This is a genomic window from Rhodococcus sp. DMU1, from assembly GCF_012272955.1.
Lineage (GTDB): Bacteria > Actinomycetota > Actinomycetes > Mycobacteriales > Mycobacteriaceae > Rhodococcus > Rhodococcus aetherivorans.
Genome location: NZ_CP050952.1, coordinates 1,605,446 through 1,620,868, shown reverse-complemented (window position 1 = coordinate 1,620,868; position 15,423 = coordinate 1,605,446). Strand labels below are relative to the sequence as shown.

Sequence of the window (15,423 nt, the reverse complement as noted above, 5' to 3'; positions counted from 1 at the left end):
TTCAGCCTGTCGGCAGGACGTCGTGTCAGACGGTCCAGGGCTTGCCGTAGGTGGTCACGTTGTCGCCGTTCGCGGTGATGGCGCGAACGAACGGACGGACCTGAACGGCGCCGATGACGCCGGAGGCGGTGCCGTGAACGTTCGAGAACTGCACGGACTTGAAGTCACCGTCGAACTCGCCCTCGGCGACGACGAGCTCCTCGATGCCCGGAGCCGGGGTCAGCTCGAGCTCGGCGTAGGCCTGCGGGAGGATGTCGGTCACGGTGGCAACGGAATCCGAGCCGAGCTCCAGCTCGAGCTGCGGGGTGGAGTAGGTGACTCCGATGGCGCCGTCGATGCTGCCGGCCCACGCGAACTGGTAGCCGAACTGGAACGTGGTGCCCTCGGCGTCGGCAGCGGACTCACCGACGAGGTTCGCGGTGCCGCGGCCGTTGTGGAAGAACTCGCGGTTGAACGGGCTGCCACCCAGGGCCGGAACACCCTGGATGAAGGTGTCCTCCTGGGTCACCACGACCTCGTAGCCGTCCGTGGAGACGATCCGGTTCTGATCGTCGACCGCAGCCTGCGCGGAGCCGGTCGCACCGAGGACCAGGCCCAGGACAGCGGCACCGGACACCGCGGCGTTACGTGCGGCCTTGAAGCCACGCGACTTGATTCCCATGATTTCTCCGTATTTCTTGGTGGGGATTACTGCGGGGTGGGGCGAGCAGGACTAGATCGTCCAGACCTTGCCGTAGGTGGTGACGTTGTCGCCGTTCGCGGTGATCACGCGGACGAACGGGCGGACCGAGACCGCGCCGATGACGCCGGTGGCGGCGCCGTGGACATTGGCGATCTGGACTTCCTTGAAGTCGCCGTCGAACTCGCCCTCGGCGACGACGAGCTCCTCGATGCCCGGAGCCGGGGTCAGCTCGATGCCAGCCGTGAGCTGCGGCAGCAGCTCCGTGACCGTGAGGGTGTCGGTCGATTCGACCTCGGTGAGCTCGAATGCCTGGGTGCCGTCCGGCAACAGGACCGGCTCCCCGTTCTCGTCGACGGCGGGCTCGTAGGTGGCGGCGGTCTCGTTCTCCACCTCGAGCTGCGGGCTGCTCCAGCTCACACCGATCGAGCCGTCCACCGCGGCGGACCACGCGAACTGGTAGCCGAACTGGAAGGTCGAGCCCTCGAAGTCAGCGGCGTCGGGGCCGACGATGTTGGCGATGCCACGGCCGTTGTGGAACCACTCGCGGCTGAGCGGGCTGCCGCCGATCGGTGGAACACCCTGGATGAAGGTGTCCTCCTGGGTCACGATGACCTCGTGGCCGTCCGACACGATCCGGTTCTGGTCGTCGACCACAGCGCCGGCGGTCCCGGTCGATCCCAGAACCAGGCCGAACACGGCGGCGGCGGCCACCGTGACGTTGCGGGCGGCCTTCACACCGCGTCGCGTCTGCATCTTCATGAATGCCTCATCCATTCTCTGCGTGCCGGGTCACGCACACGCGTCCGACAACTGCCCTGTCGCCCGCGAGGCATGCCACACCTGAGACACCGGCGAGCGTGCTCACCGGTGCCGACGTGTGCGTCATCCGCACGGTTGCGTTTCCGATTCGTGATGAAGACCGTCGCATTAGCTACCGATCTTGACCTGAGCGAACCAGGACAGAGACTAGACCGTGACCTCTGAAGCCAGCAACGGCTACGTCCCGGGGCGAGGCCTCGTCGAACCCGAAATTGTTTCGGCCCGATGAAACAATCGGTGCCATTTCAACGGACGCCCCGAAGGGGTTGCGGAGGCGCCGAAAACCGTCTCTCACCCATGAATAGAGCCGCATACCCCCTGGTGGCAGGTTCATGCGCCGCTGTGGCCGAATACATACTGCCGGTACTTCCGTGATGCGCGCCACCGAAAGCCGGGCGCGCGTCGACCGCGACTCGCCGAGTTGCAGGGTTACGAGAAGGTTGCGGAATCCCACCGCTGGAATTAACGATTCGGCATCGGCCGACTTCTACAAGTGGGGTAGATCACATGTGGCCGTGGTGCGGCGGTACCTGCCGGCGCAGCCATTCTTCCGAGTCGGACGAATCGTCTGCCGGCGAGCGCTCGTCGCGGGTCGTCTCGGGGAGGACGTCGCCGAAGATGCGGCGGAGCCGGGCCCGGTCGATCCGGGCCCGGCTCGCGTCGTCGCGCCGTGGTGCGTCGTCCGACGACGCGCCGGACGCGCTCTCGTCCGTACCGGTGATGGCTATCCCTCCACCCGTGACAGTTCCTCGATCACGTGCGAGGCGAGCGGCAGGAGCGTGGCCATGCCGTCGCGGATCGCCGCGCGCGAGGAGGCGAGGTTCGCGACCAACGTGGAGCCGGACAGGCCGACCAGACCGCGGGACAGACCGGCGTCCATCGCGCCGGCGGAGAAGCCGGACGAGCGCAGGGCCTCGCCGATCCCCGGGAGTTCCCGGTCGAGCACATCGGAGGTGGCGTCGGGCGTCACGTCGCGCGGCGACACCCCGGTGCCGCCGACGGAGATGACCAGGTCCACGCCGCCGATGACGGCGGTGTTGAGGGCGTTGCGGATCTCCACCTCGTCGGCCGACACCGTGACGACACCGTCCACGGCGAATCCCTCCTCTGCGAGGAGCTCGGTGACCAGGGGCCCGGCGGAGTCCGGGTTGTCGCCGTGCGCTACCCGGTCGTCCACGATCACCACGAGGGCTCGCCCGGTCCTGGGGGTTTCGAATTCCATGATGCCCACCGTAGTTGCCCTGTCCGTCGAACGAGCTGTATGTCCGAGAATGAATCCGGCGGCGTCTCTTCTCATCGGCCACCCGCCTCGGCCGCCGCGAGCTGCACGTCGACGGTCTTCTCGCTGCCACCCTGTGCGTCGGTGTAGGTGATGCGCACGGTGTCGCCGGGCGCGTACGAGCGGACCGCCGCGATCAGGGAGTCCCCGTCGGTGACGAGCCGGTCGTCGACCTTGGTGATGATCACGCCGCTCGGAATACCGGCCCGTTCCGCGGGCCCGCCGCCGGTGACCTCCATGACCCGAGCGCCGCGCACGTCGCTCTGCGACGGCACCTGGACGCCGATGACGGCGTGGGTCGCCTTGCCGGTGTCGACGAGTTCGTCGGCGATGCGGCGTGCCTGATCGACCGGGATCGCGAAGCCGAGGCCGATGGATCCGGACTGTCCGCCGGCCGTGGCGATCGCCGTGTTGACGCCGATCAGCTGGCCGTCCATGTTCACCAGCGCGCCGCCGGAGTTGCCGGGGTTGATCGCGGCGTCGGTCTGCAGCGCATCGATGACGGTGTTCTGGTTGCCGGTCTCCCCGCTGGTCGACACGGGCCGGTCCAGGGCCGAGACGATACCGGTGGTCACCGTGCTCTCGAGACCGAGCGGCGAGCCGACCGCCACCACCTGCTGGCCCACCTGCACGGCGTTCGAGTCGCCGAGCTCGATCGGGGTGAGGTCGGTGCGGCCCTCCGCGCGGATCACGGCGATGTCGGAGATCGGGTCGGCGCCCACGATGGTCGCGGGGACCGAGCTGCCGTCGGAGAAGTACACCGTGAGCTGCGCGCCGGCGCCGCCCCCGGCGACGACGTGGTTGTTGGTGAGGATCAGGCCGTCGGAGGACAGGATCACGCCCGAGCCCTCGCCCTGCGCGGTGCGGCCGACCACCTCGATGCGCACGACGCTCGGTACGACCTTCTGCGCGACGGCCTGCACCGAACCGGCGGGGGCGGCGGCGACGGTCGTCGTGGACGGCCGCGGCGCGTCGAGGGCGTTGGTGACGGCCGTGCCGCCGGTCGACTGCTGCGTGGTCCACGCGCCGACGGCGCCGCCGATCCCGCCGCTGACCAGCGCCAGCGCGACGGCGCCGAGGGCGAGCAGGCCCCGCGCCGATCGGGGTGAACCCTGGGGCCCCGGCGCGGGCTGGGGCGGGGCGCCGAACGGCGCGGTGTGCCCGTACCCGGCATAGGGACCGGAGGGAGCCTGGTAGGGATTCGGCTGGTGCGGTGTCGGCTGCTGCGGTGTCGGCTGGTGCGGCTCGGGGCGGCCGCCACCCGGTGTGGGGTCCTCGCTCATCTCATCGCTTTCGGTCTACACGGCCGCCGGGTCGGCGGCTCGTCGTTCGGCTTCCAGCATGCCCGCGGCGGCTGAGAGTCCGCTTAGATCCGACGGCGATTTTCCTGTCAATCCGCCGGGTGTTCGAGCTGCGGGGTGCCGGGCAGCACGATCCGGACGAGGGCACCCCCACGCGACGAGATGTCGACCGCGATGGTGCCGCCGTGCTTCATCACCACCTGCCGCACGATCGCGAGGCCGAGGCCGGATCCGGGCATCGACCTCGACGCGGTGGAGCGGTAGAACCGCTCGAACACCAGCTCGCGGTCCTCCTCGGGGATGCCGGGCCCGGCGTCGTCGACGGTCAGTTCCATCAGGCCGGTGCCGAGCTGGCGCATCGACACCAGCACCTCGGCGTCGGCGGGACTCCACTTGGCAGCGTTGTCGAGGACGTTGAGCACCGCGCGGGAGAGCGCGGCGTGGTCGCCGTAGACGAACCACGGTTCCGTGTGCGCCGTGAAGTCGATGTCGGAGCGGCGGCGCCGGGCGCGTTCGAGGCTGCGCTCGACGACCTCCGAGATGTCGACGGGTTCGAACACCGTCTCGGGGGCGTCCTCGCGGGCGAGGTCGACGAGGTCGCCCACCAGGGTGGACAGCTCCTCGATCTGCGCCACCACGTCGGCGCGCAGCTCCGCCATGTCCTCCTCGGGCAGGTTCGGCGCGTCGGGCCGGCTCGCCGCGATGAGCAGCTCCATGTTCGTGCGCAGCGACGTCAGCGGGGTGCGCAGCTCGTGGCCGGCGTCGGCGACGAGCCGGCTCTGCCGCTCCCGCGACTCGGCGAGGGCGCGCAGCATCGTGTTGAAGCTCTCGGTGAGCCGGGCCAGCTCGTCGTGCCCGGTCACGCGGATCGGCCGCAGGTCGTCGGTGCGGGCGACCCGCTCGGCCGCCGCGGTGAGGCGCGCGACGGGGCGCAGACCGGTGCGTCCCACCGTCGCGCCGGCAGCGGCGGCGAGCACCACGCCGCACCCGCCGACGACGAACAGCACGCTCGCGAGCCGTTTGAGGATGTCCGCCGTCGGCTGCAGGCGCTGGGCGATGACGATGGTGCTGCCGTCGGGGATGCGCTGCGCGAGCACCCGCTGATGGCCGACGGTGCGCAGCGACGACTCCCGTTCGCCCTTCGCGACGGCGAGTTCGGCGCCGCCGATCGGGACGGACGACCCGGGCGGGACGTACTGCCCCAGGTTGGAGTAGATGAGCGCCACGCTGATGTCGGAGCTGTAGAGCTGGGCGCCACCGATGTAGCGGGGGTCGTAGGTGATCAGGGTGCTGCTCTCGACGAGCGCGGCAGCCCGCGCCCGCAACTGCTTGTCGACGTCGGCGTAGAGGGCGCGGGCCACCACCGCGTACGCCGCGATGGAGGTCACCGCGACGGCGATCGCCACCGCGCCGGCGGCCAGCAACGTGACACGCCGGCGCAGCGGCACCGACCGGGTCAGCAGCAGCGGGGGGCGCATGGGGCGCTTCGAATCCGGGTCGGCGCCGTCGAGCCGGGTCACGGCGGGGTTTCCCGCAGGACGTAGCCGACGCCGCGCACCGTGTGGATCAGGCGCGGCTCCCCGTCGGCCTCGGTCTTGCGGCGCAGGTAGCCCACGTACACCTCGAGGGCGTTGCCGGAGGTGGGGAAGTCGTAGCCCCACACCTCCTCGAGGATGCGGCTGCGGCTGAGGACCCGGCGGGGGTTCGCCATGAGCATTTCCATGAGCGCGAACTCGGTGCGGGTGAGGCTGATCGACCGGGTGCCGCGGGTGACCTCGCGGGTGGAGGGGTTCAGCGTCAGGTCCGCGAAACGCAGCGTCTCCTCCGACTCGGTGGCCGGGTCGGGCGAGGCGCGGCGGAGCAGCGCGCGCAGCCGGGCGAGCAACTCCTCGAGCGCGAACGGCTTGGGGAGGTAGTCGTCGGCACCGGCGTCCAGGCCGGCGACGCGCTCGGAGACGGAGTCACGGGCGGTCAGGACGAGGATGGGCAGGTCGTCGCCGGTGCTGCGGAGTCGGCGGCACACCTCGAGGCCGTCGACCCGCGGCATCATCACGTCGAGGACCATCGCGTCGGGCCGCTCGGCCGCGACCTGTTCGAGGGCGTCCTGCCCGTCCGTGGCGAGTTCGACGGTGTATCCGTTGAAGCTCAGTGATCGGCGCAGGGACTCCCGCACCGCCCGGTCGTCGTCGACCACCAGAATGCGCATGGCCTCCAGTGTGGACCCGACCGCTGAGAGGTGTCTGAGAGGGCGGCGGCGTGTCCGGCGAGGGGGACCCGCCCGGCGCCGCGGTTCCCCCTCGCGGGTCGTCACACCTCGTTCGGGTCGATCACCCCGAGCCGCACGGCCTTCACGAGCCGTCGCGGGACGTGGTGCGTGGCACCGGCGACGGTGACCGGCACCAGGGCCGGGACCTGCGCGTGCCACTGCGAGCGGCGGCTGCGAGTGTTGGACCGGGACATCCGGCGCTTGGGTACTGCCATGGTGGTTCTCCTCGGGTGTCCGGGTGGGGGTCAGGGCCGGCGGCGCTTGCCGTACTTGCGTTCGAACTTCTCGACCCGGCCGGCGGCGTCGAGCACGCGGGCAGTTCCCGTCCAGAAGGGGTGGGATTCGCTGGTGACGTCCACGACGATCAGCGGGTAGGTGTTGCCGTCGGACCATTCGACCGTGCGGTCGGCGGTGACGGTGGAGCGGGTCAGGAACGCCGATCCGGTGTTGGCGTCCTGGAACACCACGGGGTGGTAGTCGGGGTGGATGCCGGGCTTCATGCTCGTCCTTCTCCTTCTGTCGGTGCGGTGCCGGCGGTGGGTGCCGGCAGGTCGTCGCACGGGTCTTCGTGGTACTCGCCGAACGGGTCGTCCCATGTCGGCCAGGCCGCCGGGTCGGCGAACTCCTCGTCGGTGAGCAGTGCCCACTCCAGGGCGCGGTGGATCTCGTCGGGGTCCGCGTCGTGGGTGAGGATCACCATCGAGGTGTCGCGGTCCCCGTGGGTGTCGTCCCAGCGCAGTGCCGCCATGGCCCGCCGTTCGCCGGAGACGCGTTGCTGTTGCTCGGGAGTCATCGCGGCGAGCCACGGCCCGGCGTGGGCGACGCGCAGGCCCTCACCGGCGGACTCGATCAGCAGCGCGTTGTCCGGTTGCGTCGCGACCCAGGCCCGGCCGCGGGCGCGGACCACGCCGTCGAGGAGGACGTCGATCGCCTCGTGCAGGCGCTGCGGATGGAAGGGCCGGCGGGCACCGAACTCGAGCAGCCGCACGCCGCAGTCCTCGCCGAGCGGTGGTTGACCGCGCAGCAGTGGAGAGTGCGCGTCGGACACCGTCCCGCGCCGCGCGCCGGGCGGGATCTGCCGGAGCAGGTGTTCGACGTCGACGTCCTCGCCCCACGCCACGGGTGCGCCGGGCGCGAGCCGCGAGAGCACCGCGTGCAGCTTCGCCTGCTGCCAGCCGTCGGCTCCGGGCCGGACGACGAGGGCGTCGGCGAACTCGACCTGGCCGACGACGACCTGGGCGACGGTGCGGTCGTCGTCGAGTTCCTCGTCGCCGGTGGCATCGGCGAGCCAGGTGGCGGCGTCGATGCAGGTGACGGTGGCCTCGATCCGCACGTCGTGGGCGGCGGGTCCGTCGATCTGCCCGACCACGCCGGAGACGACGACGTGCTCGACGGCCCAGCACAGCGCCTCGGGTTCGAGCCGTGGGTCGAGGAGCAGGACGATGCGGTCGACATTGCTGCGGGCGTGCAGGCGCCGCAGCAGCGGGAGCAGATCCTCGCGGAGGGTGCAGGAGACGCAGCCGTGGGCCAGTTCGAGCACGTCGAGGCGGTGGTCGTGCACGGTGGTGAGGGTGCGGCGCACGACCCCCTCACCGACGTGGTCGAGGTCGTGGTGCACGACGACGGTTCCCGGACGCAGCAGGGCCCGCGCGGTGCGTTCGGTGGGTCCGCGCCGGCCCGAGACGACGATCAGCGGCGTTCTGGTGTCCACCGGAACCCCTTTCGGTAACGATTGTCATTAGCTCGAAGGGAGCGTACAGTCGCTCGGGCCATTTGTCGAAAACGATTGTCGTTACGCCCTCGGGGCGCCGACAGGAGGGAGCCCGCCGTGTCGGCGCACTGCCAGGTGACCGGACGCAAGCCCGGCTTCGGGAAATCCGTCTCCCATTCGCACGTCCGCAGCAATCGCCGCTGGGACCCGAACATCCAGCGCAAGACCTACTACCTGCCCTCCGAGGGACGCCGGGTCACCCTGACGCTCTCCGCCAAGGGCATCAAGACCATCGACCGCGACGGCATCGAAGCCGTCGTCGCCCGCCTCCGCGCCCGAGGAGAAAAGCTCTAGTGGCCCGCAACGAGATCCGACCCATCGTCAAGCTCCGCTCCACCGGCGGCACCGGGTACACCTACGTCACCCGCAAGAACCGGCGCAACGATCCCGACCGGCTGGTCCTGCGCAAATACGATCCCGTGCTGCGCCGCCACATCGACTTCCGCGAGGAAAAGTAGGCCATGGCCAAGAAATCGAAGATCGCCCGCAACGAGCAGCGCAAGCTCGTCGTCGCCCGCTACGCCGCACGTCGCGCGGAACTGAAGGAGATCGTGCGGCGCCCGTCGAGCACCGACGCGGAACGCCTCGCCGCCCGGACCGCCCTGCAGCGTCTGCCGCGCGACGCCAGTCCGGTACGATTGCGCAATCGAGACGCTGCGGATGGACGTCCGCGCGGCCACCTGCGGAAGTTCGGGCTCTCACGCGTGCGCGTGAGGGAACTCGCGCACCGCGGCGAGCTGCCCGGCGTCCACAAGTCGAGCTGGTGAGGAGCGAGTCATGGCAGTCAAGAGGGGCCCGTCGAAGAAGTCGCGTGCCGTGGAAGGCCGCAAGCCCAAGAAGAACCCGCTGTTCGCGGCGAAGATCGAGTACGTCGACTACAAGGACGTGAACCTGCTCCGCACGTTCATCTCCGATCGCGGCAAGATCCGCAGCCGTCGCGTGACCGGCCTGACCCCGCAGCAGCAGCGGCAGGTCGCCGTCGCGGTCAAGAACGCCCGCGAGATGGCGCTGCTGCCCTTCACCACCACCAGCAAGTAGAGCTCCACTCGCGACGAGGGTCGCGCGGGCACGTGCCCGCGCGGCCCTCGTCGTATCTGTGGACCGTCGAGTGTGCACAATTCGCGCTGGCTCACGGTGTGTCGTCCCGAGATGTGCACACTCGCGCGAGTTGTCCACAGGCCGTCGCGACCGCGGTTCCCTCCCGCACGGTCACCGGGCATCCTCGGCGATCATGGGGGAATTCGACGAACCGTTCCTGGGGACGCAGGCCGTACGGGCGGGCCTTCTCACGCCGCACCAACTTCGGCGCTTCCGGCGCGTACACCGGGACGTGTACATCCACCGGGACGCGGCCGTCACACCGTACGGCCGCGCACGGGCCGCATGGCTCTGGGCGGGAGGCGACGGCGTGCTGGCCGGCTACTCGGCCGCTGCCCTGTTCGGCAGCCGATGGATCGACGCGACCGCGCCCGCCGAACTGATCCGACGCGGTAGCCGCCGGGGTACGGACGGGGTCGTCGTGCACGCCGAGACGATCCTCGACGACGAAGTGTGCACGCTGGCAGACATGCGGGTGACGTCTCCGGCCCGGACCGCGTTCGATCTCGGCCGTCGTCTCGTCCTGGATACCGCGGTCGAACAGCTCGACGCGCTGTGCCGTGCCACCCGCTTGGACCCTGCGCATGTCGCCGAACTGGCCGATCGGCACAGCGGCGCCCGCGGCGTGCGGCGGCTGAGGCAGGCGCTCCCACTGGTCGACCCCGGAGCCGAGTCGCTCCCGGAGACGCGGGTACGGCTGCTTCTCGTGCGTGGCGGCCTACCCCGCCCCAGCACCCAGGTCCCGGTCGCCGGCGTGGACGGACGCGTCCTCGGGTGGGCCGACCTGGGCTGGAAGCAATGGCGCACCCTCGTCGAGTACGACGGCATCCATCACTGGACGGACGAGCGACAGCGCACCAAGGACATCGAACGATACGAGGCATTTGCGGCGCTGGGCTGGTCCGTGGTCCGCGTCAACTCCGAACAACTGCGCCTGCGCCCTGGATCGGTCGTGGAGCGCGTGCGGATGCGGCTTCGAGCGGCAGGCGCTTCCGTCCGACCGCCGAGTGCGCACAATTCGCGCTGAGTCACGGCGTGTCGTCACGAGAAGTGCGCGCTCACGGGGCGACGGACGCGCGCAGGGCGGGCGCGGCGGGCCGACGCAGGGCGTCCGCGAGATCGTCCAGCCGGACCGGTTCGGCGACGAGTTCGTCCCACGGGTAGGTACCGGCCGTGCGGGTCAGGAACGCCACGGCACGACGGAGGTGGGCGGGCTCGTAGTTGTGGACTCCGGTGACGGTGAGCCACCCCCGCACGACGGCCTCGGGGTCGAGGGGCACCGAAGGGCCCGGCGTCACGGACCCGGCCAGCACGAGGCGGCCCCCGACGTCGAGCCGGCGCAGGCACTCCCCCACCGCCGCGACGGATCCCGAGAAGTCGAGCGCGACGTCGACGGGGCCGCCCTCGTCGCCGAGGGCCCCGAACCGCTCGGCCACCGCGATCCGTTCCGCATCCGGGTCGGCGCCGCGCACATCGGCACCGGCCGCCGCGCACAGCGCGATCGCGGTGACCCCGAGCAGGCCGGCGCCGCACACCAGCACCCGCCGTCCGGCGACGTCACCGGCCGCCTCGACAGCGGCGACCGCCGTCGCCGTCGCACATGCCGCCGGGGCCGCGACGACGTCCGGCACCGAGTCCGGCACCCGGACCACGCCCACCCCGGCCGGCAGCACGATGTGGTGGGCGTAGCCGCCCGACAACGCCCAGTCGCCGTCGAACGGTTCGTGCCCCACCTTGCGCACGGCCCGGCACTTGGCGGTCCGCCCGGACACGCACCTGTCGCACGCGCCGCACGAGGCCGTGACAGTCCACACGACGCGCGCGCCGACGACGGTCCCGGCACCGGGACCGGCCGCGACGACGTCACCGACGGCTTCGTGCCCCAGCACCGACGGCCGCGGCCCGGGCCGCCGTCCGGCGACGGTGTGCAGGTCGCTGCCGCACACGGTTGCGAGCCGGACACGCACCAGCAGTTCCCCGTCACCGAGCCGCGGGACGGGGACGTCGAGCACGTCGACGCCGTCGCCGGTCCACACGGCCGCGCGCGTCAGACCACCAGCGACCGGATCCATCCCGACATCCTTTCGATCAGGTAGACGACGGCGAACACGATGATCACGATCGCTCCGGCGAACTCGAAGTTCAGGGTGCGGATCGCCTCGAACAGCAGGAAGCCGACGCCGCCGGCGCCGACGATGCCGAGCACCGTCGAGGTGCGAATGTTGACGTCGAGCAGGTAGAGGCTCGAGCCGATGACGGACGGCACCGCCTGCGGAATCACCGCCGCGAACAACGTCTTCCACCAGCCCCCGCCGACGGCCCGCACCGCCTCGACCGGCCCGGGATCGATCTCCTCGACGGCGTCCGCCACGAGTTTGCCGAGGAATCCCACGGATCCGAGAGCGAGTGCGCACGCCCCCGCGACGGGACCGAGGCCGATCGCGGCGACGAAGATCACCGCGAGGATCAGCTCGGGCACCGCGCGGACGAACAGGATCACCGAGCGAGCCGACCAATACACAGCCGAGTTCGGGGACACGTTGCGGGCGGCGAGTATCCCGAACGGCAGGGAGAGCACGATCCCGGCGGCCGTGGCGACCGCACCGATCGCGAAGGTTTGCAGGACGGCGTCGAGCAGCCTGCCGCCGACGGCGGTGAAGTCCGGCGGGAGCAGCCGGGTGAACACCTCGAGTGACGGACCGATCCACGTGACCAGCGCACGCGGGTCGATACGCAGGCTGATCAGTGCACCGATCGTGGCGGCGGCGACCGTGCCGGAGAAGATGAGTCGCGCGGCTCTTTCCCGGCGCGGATCCGGAACGGAGGGTGCCAGCAGAACCCGCCGGACGACGACCGCGAGCACCTCCATCGCGGCGATGATCGCGAGGATCACGCACACGATGCCCAACGCGCGCGGATACACCAGGCCGCGCAGGGCGTCCTGGAGCGCGAACCCGATGCCGCCGGCACCGACGAAACCGAGCACGACGGAGGTGCGCAGGTTGATGTCGATGCGGTAGACGAAGGTACCCATCCAGGACGGAACCACCTGGGGCACCACGGCATTGAGCATCTCGCGGACATAGCCGGCACCCGTGCTGCGTACCGCCTCCCGTGGTCCGGGATCGGTCTGCTCGACGGCGTCGGCGAACAGCTTGCCGAGCATGCCGATGGAATGCAGCGCGAGCGCGAGCACGCCGGGCAGGACACCGATGCCGAGGGCGCGGACGAACAGCACCGCGAACAGCAGGTCCGGCACCGCCCGGCAGAAGGTGATCACCGCGCGCGCCACCGTGTACACGGCGGGGTGCGGGGTGGTGTTGCGGGCGGCCAGGAAGGCCAGCGGCACCGACGCGACGGTCGCGAGCACCGTCCCGAGCACCGCCATCAGCAGCGTGTCGAGGGCGAGTTTCCAGATCCGGCCCGGATCGTCGAGGGTGGGTGGAAACATGCGGCCGAGCAGGCCGGCGACGTCGTCGAGCCCGTCGAGCAGTGCCGCGGGGGCGAAGTCGATGTAGCGGGCGGAGACCAGGACGACGAGGAGCGCGACAGCCGCGCACGTTCCCAGCAGACGCCGGCGGCGGACGGCCGACCGCGGCAGGCGCCGCCCGACACGGTCGGGCGGCGACGGCGCGAGGGCGGTGCTCACGACGGTCCCGTCGGCGCCGAGGCCGGCCGGGCGGCCGGGTCGACCCGCCGGTAGATGTCCATGGCCTCACCCCTGCTCAGCTCCACGGCCGGCCGGTCGAGCACCTTCCGTCCGCCGCGCAGGCCGACGATCCGGTGGGCCCAGCCCAGCGCGAGGTCCACCTGGTGCAGGGTGCACACGACGGTGAGCTTGTCCTCCATGCACACACGGAAGAGCAGGTCCATCACCACCCCGGCGTTCTCGGGGTCGAGGGACGCGACCGGTTCGTCGGCGAGCAGGACGGTGGGACGCTGCATCAGCGTCCGCGCGATCGCGACCCGTTGCTGCTGCCCACCGGAGAGGGTGTCGGCGCGACGATCCGCGAGGTCGGCCAGCCCCACGCGGTCGAGGTGGTCGAGGGCCTCGGTGCGCATCCGCTTCGGGTACGTCGCGGCGCCGTAGCGGGGCAGGCGCAGGCGCCCGAGCCCGCCGACGAGGACGTTCTCGAGGCAGCTGAGCCGGCCGACGAGGTTGAAGTGCTGGAAGACGAACCCGACCTCCCGCCGCAGCATGCGCAGCTCGGCGCGGGACGCCAGATCGACGCGGGTGCCGGCCACCTCCACGGCCCCGTCGGTGACGCTGTGCAGACCGTTGAGGCAGCGCAGCAGCGTCGACTTGCCGGAGCCGGACAGGCCCAGCAGCACGACGAGTTCGCTGCGGTGCACCTCGAGGTCGACACCGTCGAGAGCCACGGTGTCGCCGAACTTCTTCGTGACGCGACGGGCGGAGACGACGACGTCGTCGCCCGCGACGGTGAGGTCTTCGTCGCCCGCGACGGTGAGGTCTTCGTCGCCCGCGACGGTGTGATCGCTGTTCAACTCAGCCCTTGCACTTGTCGGACTCGGTCAGGGCACACACCTCGCGCACGCCCTCGTAGTCGGCGTCGGTCGCGGCGACGACGCCCCACGCCCGTTCGTCGGTGATGCGGCACTCGCCGTCGCACAGTCCCGCGGCGCGCATGTGATCGGCATTGGCCTTGTCGACGAAGATCGTGCGGAGCCGGTCGACGGTGTCGGCACCGAGCGAGTTGCTCGCCACGAACAGCGAGCCGGCGATCGTCTCGGACTCCCAGACCTTCTTCAGTTCGCCTTCCTTCAGGTCGCCGCTGGCGATCATGGTCTCGTCGACCATGGTGTCGAAGGCGAATCCGGCATCGCAGTCGCCGGCAGCGATCGCGAGGGCCGAGGCGTCGTGGCCGCCCGCGTAGATCGGGTTCACACCGGCGGCGACGGCCTGCTCGGTGCCGGATTCGACGACGCCGGCCTCGATGAGTCCCGCGGAGGGGTAGAGGAATCCGGACGTGGATCCCGGGTCCACGAAGCACACGTCCTTGCCGGCGAAGTCGTCGATGCCGTCGATCTCGGTGTTGTCGGAGCGGGTGAGGCCGTAGGACCGGTAACCCGGCTCGCCGCCGGCGGCCTGGACGACGGCGCCGAGCGGGCTGACATCGGCGCCGTTGACGCCGGCCACGACGTAGGCGAACGGGCCGAAGAAGGCGAGGTCGACGTTGTCGGCGATGATGCCCTCGACCACGCCGGCGTAGTCGGAGGCCTGCACGAACTCGACATCGGCGCCGGTCTCGCGCTCGAGGAGCGCGATGAGCGGGTCGTAACCGGCCTGCAGGTCCGCCGAGTTCTCGGCGGGAATCGCGGCCAGGGTGAGCTTCTCGGGGAAGCCCTGGGCGTTGACGGCGTCGGGATCGGAGCCGCCGCAGGCGGTGAGGGCGAGAGCGAGGCCGGTCGCGAGCGCGGTCGCGGCGACCGTTCGGCTGGAGCAGTGCATGTCGGGAAGTCCTCGGGGTCGGGGTGTCTGTCAGGACTGCAGGAGCAGATCGGGCAGGTCGGCGACGGAATCGACGATGTGGGTGGCCCCGGCGTCGCGCAGCGCCTGTTCGTCGTGGGCGCCGGTGCGGGTGCCGGCGACGACGGAGGCACCGGCGCGGCGGCCGGAGAGCATGTCGCCCACGGTGTCGCCGACCACGGCGACCTCGCGAACGTCGTCGATCTCGGCGCGCAGCAGCGCGGTGAGCACCAGGTCGGGGTACGGCCGGCCGCGAACGGCGTCGGACGGCGCGAGGGTGAGATCGGCGAGGTCCTCCCAGCCGAGGGCGGCGAGCAGCCGGTCCTGAGTGGCGCGGCTGAAGCCGGTGGTGAGGGCCACGGCGAGGCCGGCGTCGCGCAACCGGATGATCGCCTCGGCGGCCCCGGGGATCGGCTCGACCTCGCCGGCGTCGACGAATTCGTCGTAGGCCCGTTCGAAGGCGGCGTTCGCGGCGCGGGCCCGTTCCTCGGAGCCGAACAGGGACCGGAAGACGACGATCTTGGACCGGCCCATCGTGTCGAGGACGTAGCCCCGGGCGGCGTCGCGTTCGGGCCCGTCGGTGGGCAGTCCGACGCTGGTGGCGGCCGCGTCGAAGGCGCGGAGGACGAGGCCGCCGTCGGCGACGGTGGTGCCGGCCATGTCGAGCACGGCCAGTCGGATGACAGTCATTGCTACTCCGGAATCGTTGCGGGAGAGGA

20 protein-coding genes are annotated in these 15,423 nt (G+C 71.0%); 5 read left to right on the top strand and 15 right to left on the bottom strand.

Annotation, left to right across the window (positions count from 1 at the left end):
* Positions 1–25: 25 nt before the first annotated feature.
* The 10 genes from HFP48_RS07690 to HFP48_RS07650 all read right to left on the bottom strand — a co-directional run bounded on the left by HFP48_RS07690 (position 26) and on the right by HFP48_RS07650 (position 8,058).
* Positions 26–661 carry an MspA family porin gene (locus tag HFP48_RS07690; RefSeq protein ID WP_050034762.1) on the bottom strand — a complete coding sequence of 212 codons (636 nt, stop codon included), beginning with the start codon at positions 659–661 and terminating at the stop codon, positions 26–28.
* A 51-nt stretch (positions 662–712) separates the two neighbouring features.
* Positions 713–1,441, bottom strand: coding sequence for an MspA family porin (locus tag HFP48_RS07685; protein ID WP_168579306.1), 729 nt, complete (start codon positions 1,439–1,441; stop codon positions 713–715).
* Between the two features lie 563 nt (positions 1,442–2,004).
* The gene (locus HFP48_RS31520) at positions 2,005–2,223 is read right to left on the bottom strand and encodes a hypothetical protein (protein ID WP_102800659.1); all 219 of its coding nucleotides are present in this window, start codon (positions 2,221–2,223) and stop codon (positions 2,005–2,007) included.
* Positions 2,224–2,225: 2 nt separating this feature from the next.
* Positions 2,226–2,723: a MogA/MoaB family molybdenum cofactor biosynthesis protein gene (locus HFP48_RS07680; RefSeq protein ID WP_029542037.1), complete on the bottom strand. Its 498-nt coding sequence runs from the start codon at positions 2,721–2,723 to the stop codon at positions 2,226–2,228.
* A gap of 71 nt (positions 2,724–2,794) precedes the next feature.
* The gene (locus tag HFP48_RS07675; protein WP_006944973.1) at positions 2,795–4,063 is read right to left on the bottom strand and encodes a trypsin-like peptidase domain-containing protein; all 1,269 of its coding nucleotides are present in this window, start codon (positions 4,061–4,063) and stop codon (positions 2,795–2,797) included.
* 107 nt (positions 4,064–4,170) lie between these two features.
* Complete coding sequence (locus HFP48_RS07670) at positions 4,171–5,559, bottom strand: HAMP domain-containing sensor histidine kinase (protein WP_202916546.1); 1,389 nt, start codon at positions 5,557–5,559, stop codon at positions 4,171–4,173.
* 38 nt (positions 5,560–5,597) lie between these two features.
* Complete coding sequence (locus tag HFP48_RS07665; protein WP_006944976.1) at positions 5,598–6,287, bottom strand: response regulator transcription factor; 690 nt, start codon at positions 6,285–6,287, stop codon at positions 5,598–5,600.
* Positions 6,288–6,388: 101 nt separating this feature from the next.
* Complete coding sequence (gene rpmF, locus HFP48_RS07660; RefSeq protein WP_168579305.1) at positions 6,389–6,562, bottom strand: 50S ribosomal protein L32; 174 nt, start codon at positions 6,560–6,562, stop codon at positions 6,389–6,391.
* Positions 6,563–6,592: 30 nt separating this feature from the next.
* A complete protein-coding gene (locus HFP48_RS07655) occupies positions 6,593–6,847 on the bottom strand; it encodes a type B 50S ribosomal protein L31 (protein ID WP_006944978.1) in 255 nt (84 codons plus the stop codon).
* Entirely contained in the window at positions 6,844–8,058 is a 1,215-nt protein-coding gene (locus HFP48_RS07650; RefSeq protein ID WP_168579304.1) for a GTP-binding protein, read from the bottom strand. The genes HFP48_RS07655 and HFP48_RS07650 overlap by 4 nt, the downstream gene beginning before the upstream one ends.
* A gap of 117 nt (positions 8,059–8,175) precedes the next feature.
* Here HFP48_RS07650 and rpmB point away from each other — a divergent pair, with 117 nt between their 5' ends.
* The 5 genes from rpmB (at position 8,176) to HFP48_RS07625 (ending at position 10,243) form a co-directional block, all read left to right on the top strand.
* The gene (rpmB, locus tag HFP48_RS07645; RefSeq protein WP_006944981.1) at positions 8,176–8,412 is read left to right on the top strand and encodes a 50S ribosomal protein L28; all 237 of its coding nucleotides are present in this window, start codon (positions 8,176–8,178) and stop codon (positions 8,410–8,412) included.
* Positions 8,412–8,576, top strand: a complete 165-nt coding sequence (gene rpmG / locus HFP48_RS07640) for a 50S ribosomal protein L33 (RefSeq protein ID WP_003937781.1) — start codon at positions 8,412–8,414, stop codon at positions 8,574–8,576. Before rpmB ends, rpmG begins: the two co-directional genes overlap by 1 nt.
* A gap of 3 nt (positions 8,577–8,579) precedes the next feature.
* On the top strand, positions 8,580–8,885 hold the full coding sequence (gene rpsN, locus HFP48_RS07635) for a 30S ribosomal protein S14 (protein ID WP_006944984.1): 306 nt from the start codon (positions 8,580–8,582) through the stop codon (positions 8,883–8,885).
* Positions 8,886–8,895: 10 nt separating this feature from the next.
* Positions 8,896–9,156 carry a 30S ribosomal protein S18 gene (rpsR, locus tag HFP48_RS07630; RefSeq protein WP_006944985.1) on the top strand — a complete coding sequence of 87 codons (261 nt, stop codon included), beginning with the start codon at positions 8,896–8,898 and terminating at the stop codon, positions 9,154–9,156.
* A gap of 193 nt (positions 9,157–9,349) precedes the next feature.
* Positions 9,350–10,243, top strand: a complete 894-nt coding sequence (locus HFP48_RS07625; protein WP_006944986.1) for a DUF559 domain-containing protein — start codon at positions 9,350–9,352, stop codon at positions 10,241–10,243.
* A 31-nt stretch (positions 10,244–10,274) separates the two neighbouring features.
* On the opposite strand, the gene HFP48_RS07620 is transcribed toward HFP48_RS07625, so the two are convergent.
* The 5 genes from HFP48_RS07620 to HFP48_RS07600 are packed head-to-tail and all read right to left on the bottom strand — an operon-like array spanning position 10,275 to position 15,394.
* Positions 10,275–11,288 carry an alcohol dehydrogenase catalytic domain-containing protein gene (locus HFP48_RS07620; protein WP_168579303.1) on the bottom strand — a complete coding sequence of 338 codons (1,014 nt, stop codon included), beginning with the start codon at positions 11,286–11,288 and terminating at the stop codon, positions 10,275–10,277.
* The gene (gene phnE, locus HFP48_RS07615) at positions 11,264–12,865 is read right to left on the bottom strand and encodes a phosphonate ABC transporter, permease protein PhnE (protein WP_168579302.1); all 1,602 of its coding nucleotides are present in this window, start codon (positions 12,863–12,865) and stop codon (positions 11,264–11,266) included. The genes HFP48_RS07620 and phnE overlap by 25 nt, the downstream gene beginning before the upstream one ends.
* Entirely contained in the window at positions 12,862–13,722 is an 861-nt protein-coding gene (gene phnC, locus HFP48_RS07610; RefSeq protein WP_168579301.1) for a phosphonate ABC transporter ATP-binding protein, read from the bottom strand. Before phnC ends, phnE begins: the two co-directional genes overlap by 4 nt.
* Before the next feature lies 1 nt (position 13,723).
* Positions 13,724–14,686, bottom strand: coding sequence for a phosphate/phosphite/phosphonate ABC transporter substrate-binding protein (locus HFP48_RS07605; protein WP_006944992.1), 963 nt, complete (start codon positions 14,684–14,686; stop codon positions 13,724–13,726).
* A gap of 30 nt (positions 14,687–14,716) precedes the next feature.
* Positions 14,717–15,394 (bottom strand): phosphonatase-like hydrolase, encoded by a 678-nt coding sequence (locus HFP48_RS07600; RefSeq protein WP_161994959.1) that lies wholly within the window; start codon positions 15,392–15,394, stop codon positions 14,717–14,719.
* Positions 15,395–15,423 lie beyond the last annotated feature (29 nt).

Excerpts from the sequence above, each read along its gene's own strand:
- HFP48_RS07620 (WP_168579303.1), bottom strand. The coding sequence starts at position 11,288 with ATGGATCCGGTCGCTGGTGGTCTGACGCGCGCGGCCGTGTGGACCGGC.
- rpsN (WP_006944984.1), top strand. The coding sequence starts at position 8,580 with ATGGCCAAGAAATCGAAGATCGCCCGCAACGAGCAGCGCAAGCTCGTC.
- HFP48_RS07670 (WP_202916546.1), bottom strand. The coding sequence starts at position 5,559 with ATGCGCCCCCCGCTGCTGCTGACCCGGTCGGTGCCGCTGCGCCGGCGT.
- HFP48_RS07625 (WP_006944986.1), top strand. The coding sequence starts at position 9,350 with ATGGGGGAATTCGACGAACCGTTCCTGGGGACGCAGGCCGTACGGGCG.
- HFP48_RS07605 (WP_006944992.1), bottom strand. The coding sequence starts at position 14,686 with ATGCACTGCTCCAGCCGAACGGTCGCCGCGACCGCGCTCGCGACCGGC.
- HFP48_RS07675 (WP_006944973.1), bottom strand. The coding sequence starts at position 4,063 with ATGAGCGAGGACCCCACACCGGGTGGCGGCCGCCCCGAGCCGCACCAG.
- HFP48_RS07685 (WP_168579306.1), bottom strand. The coding sequence starts at position 1,441 with ATGAAGATGCAGACGCGACGCGGTGTGAAGGCCGCCCGCAACGTCACG.
- rpsR (WP_006944985.1), top strand. The coding sequence starts at position 8,896 with ATGGCAGTCAAGAGGGGCCCGTCGAAGAAGTCGCGTGCCGTGGAAGGC.
- rpmF (WP_168579305.1), bottom strand. The coding sequence starts at position 6,562 with ATGGCAGTACCCAAGCGCCGGATGTCCCGGTCCAACACTCGCAGCCGC.
- HFP48_RS07655 (WP_006944978.1), bottom strand. The coding sequence starts at position 6,847 with ATGAAGCCCGGCATCCACCCCGACTACCACCCCGTGGTGTTCCAGGAC.
- HFP48_RS07680 (WP_029542037.1), bottom strand. The coding sequence starts at position 2,723 with ATGGAATTCGAAACCCCCAGGACCGGGCGAGCCCTCGTGGTGATCGTG.
- HFP48_RS07600 (WP_161994959.1), bottom strand. The coding sequence starts at position 15,394 with ATGACTGTCATCCGACTGGCCGTGCTCGACATGGCCGGCACCACCGTC.
- HFP48_RS07690 (WP_050034762.1), bottom strand. The coding sequence starts at position 661 with ATGGGAATCAAGTCGCGTGGCTTCAAGGCCGCACGTAACGCCGCGGTG.
- HFP48_RS07665 (WP_006944976.1), bottom strand. The coding sequence starts at position 6,287 with ATGCGCATTCTGGTGGTCGACGACGACCGGGCGGTGCGGGAGTCCCTG.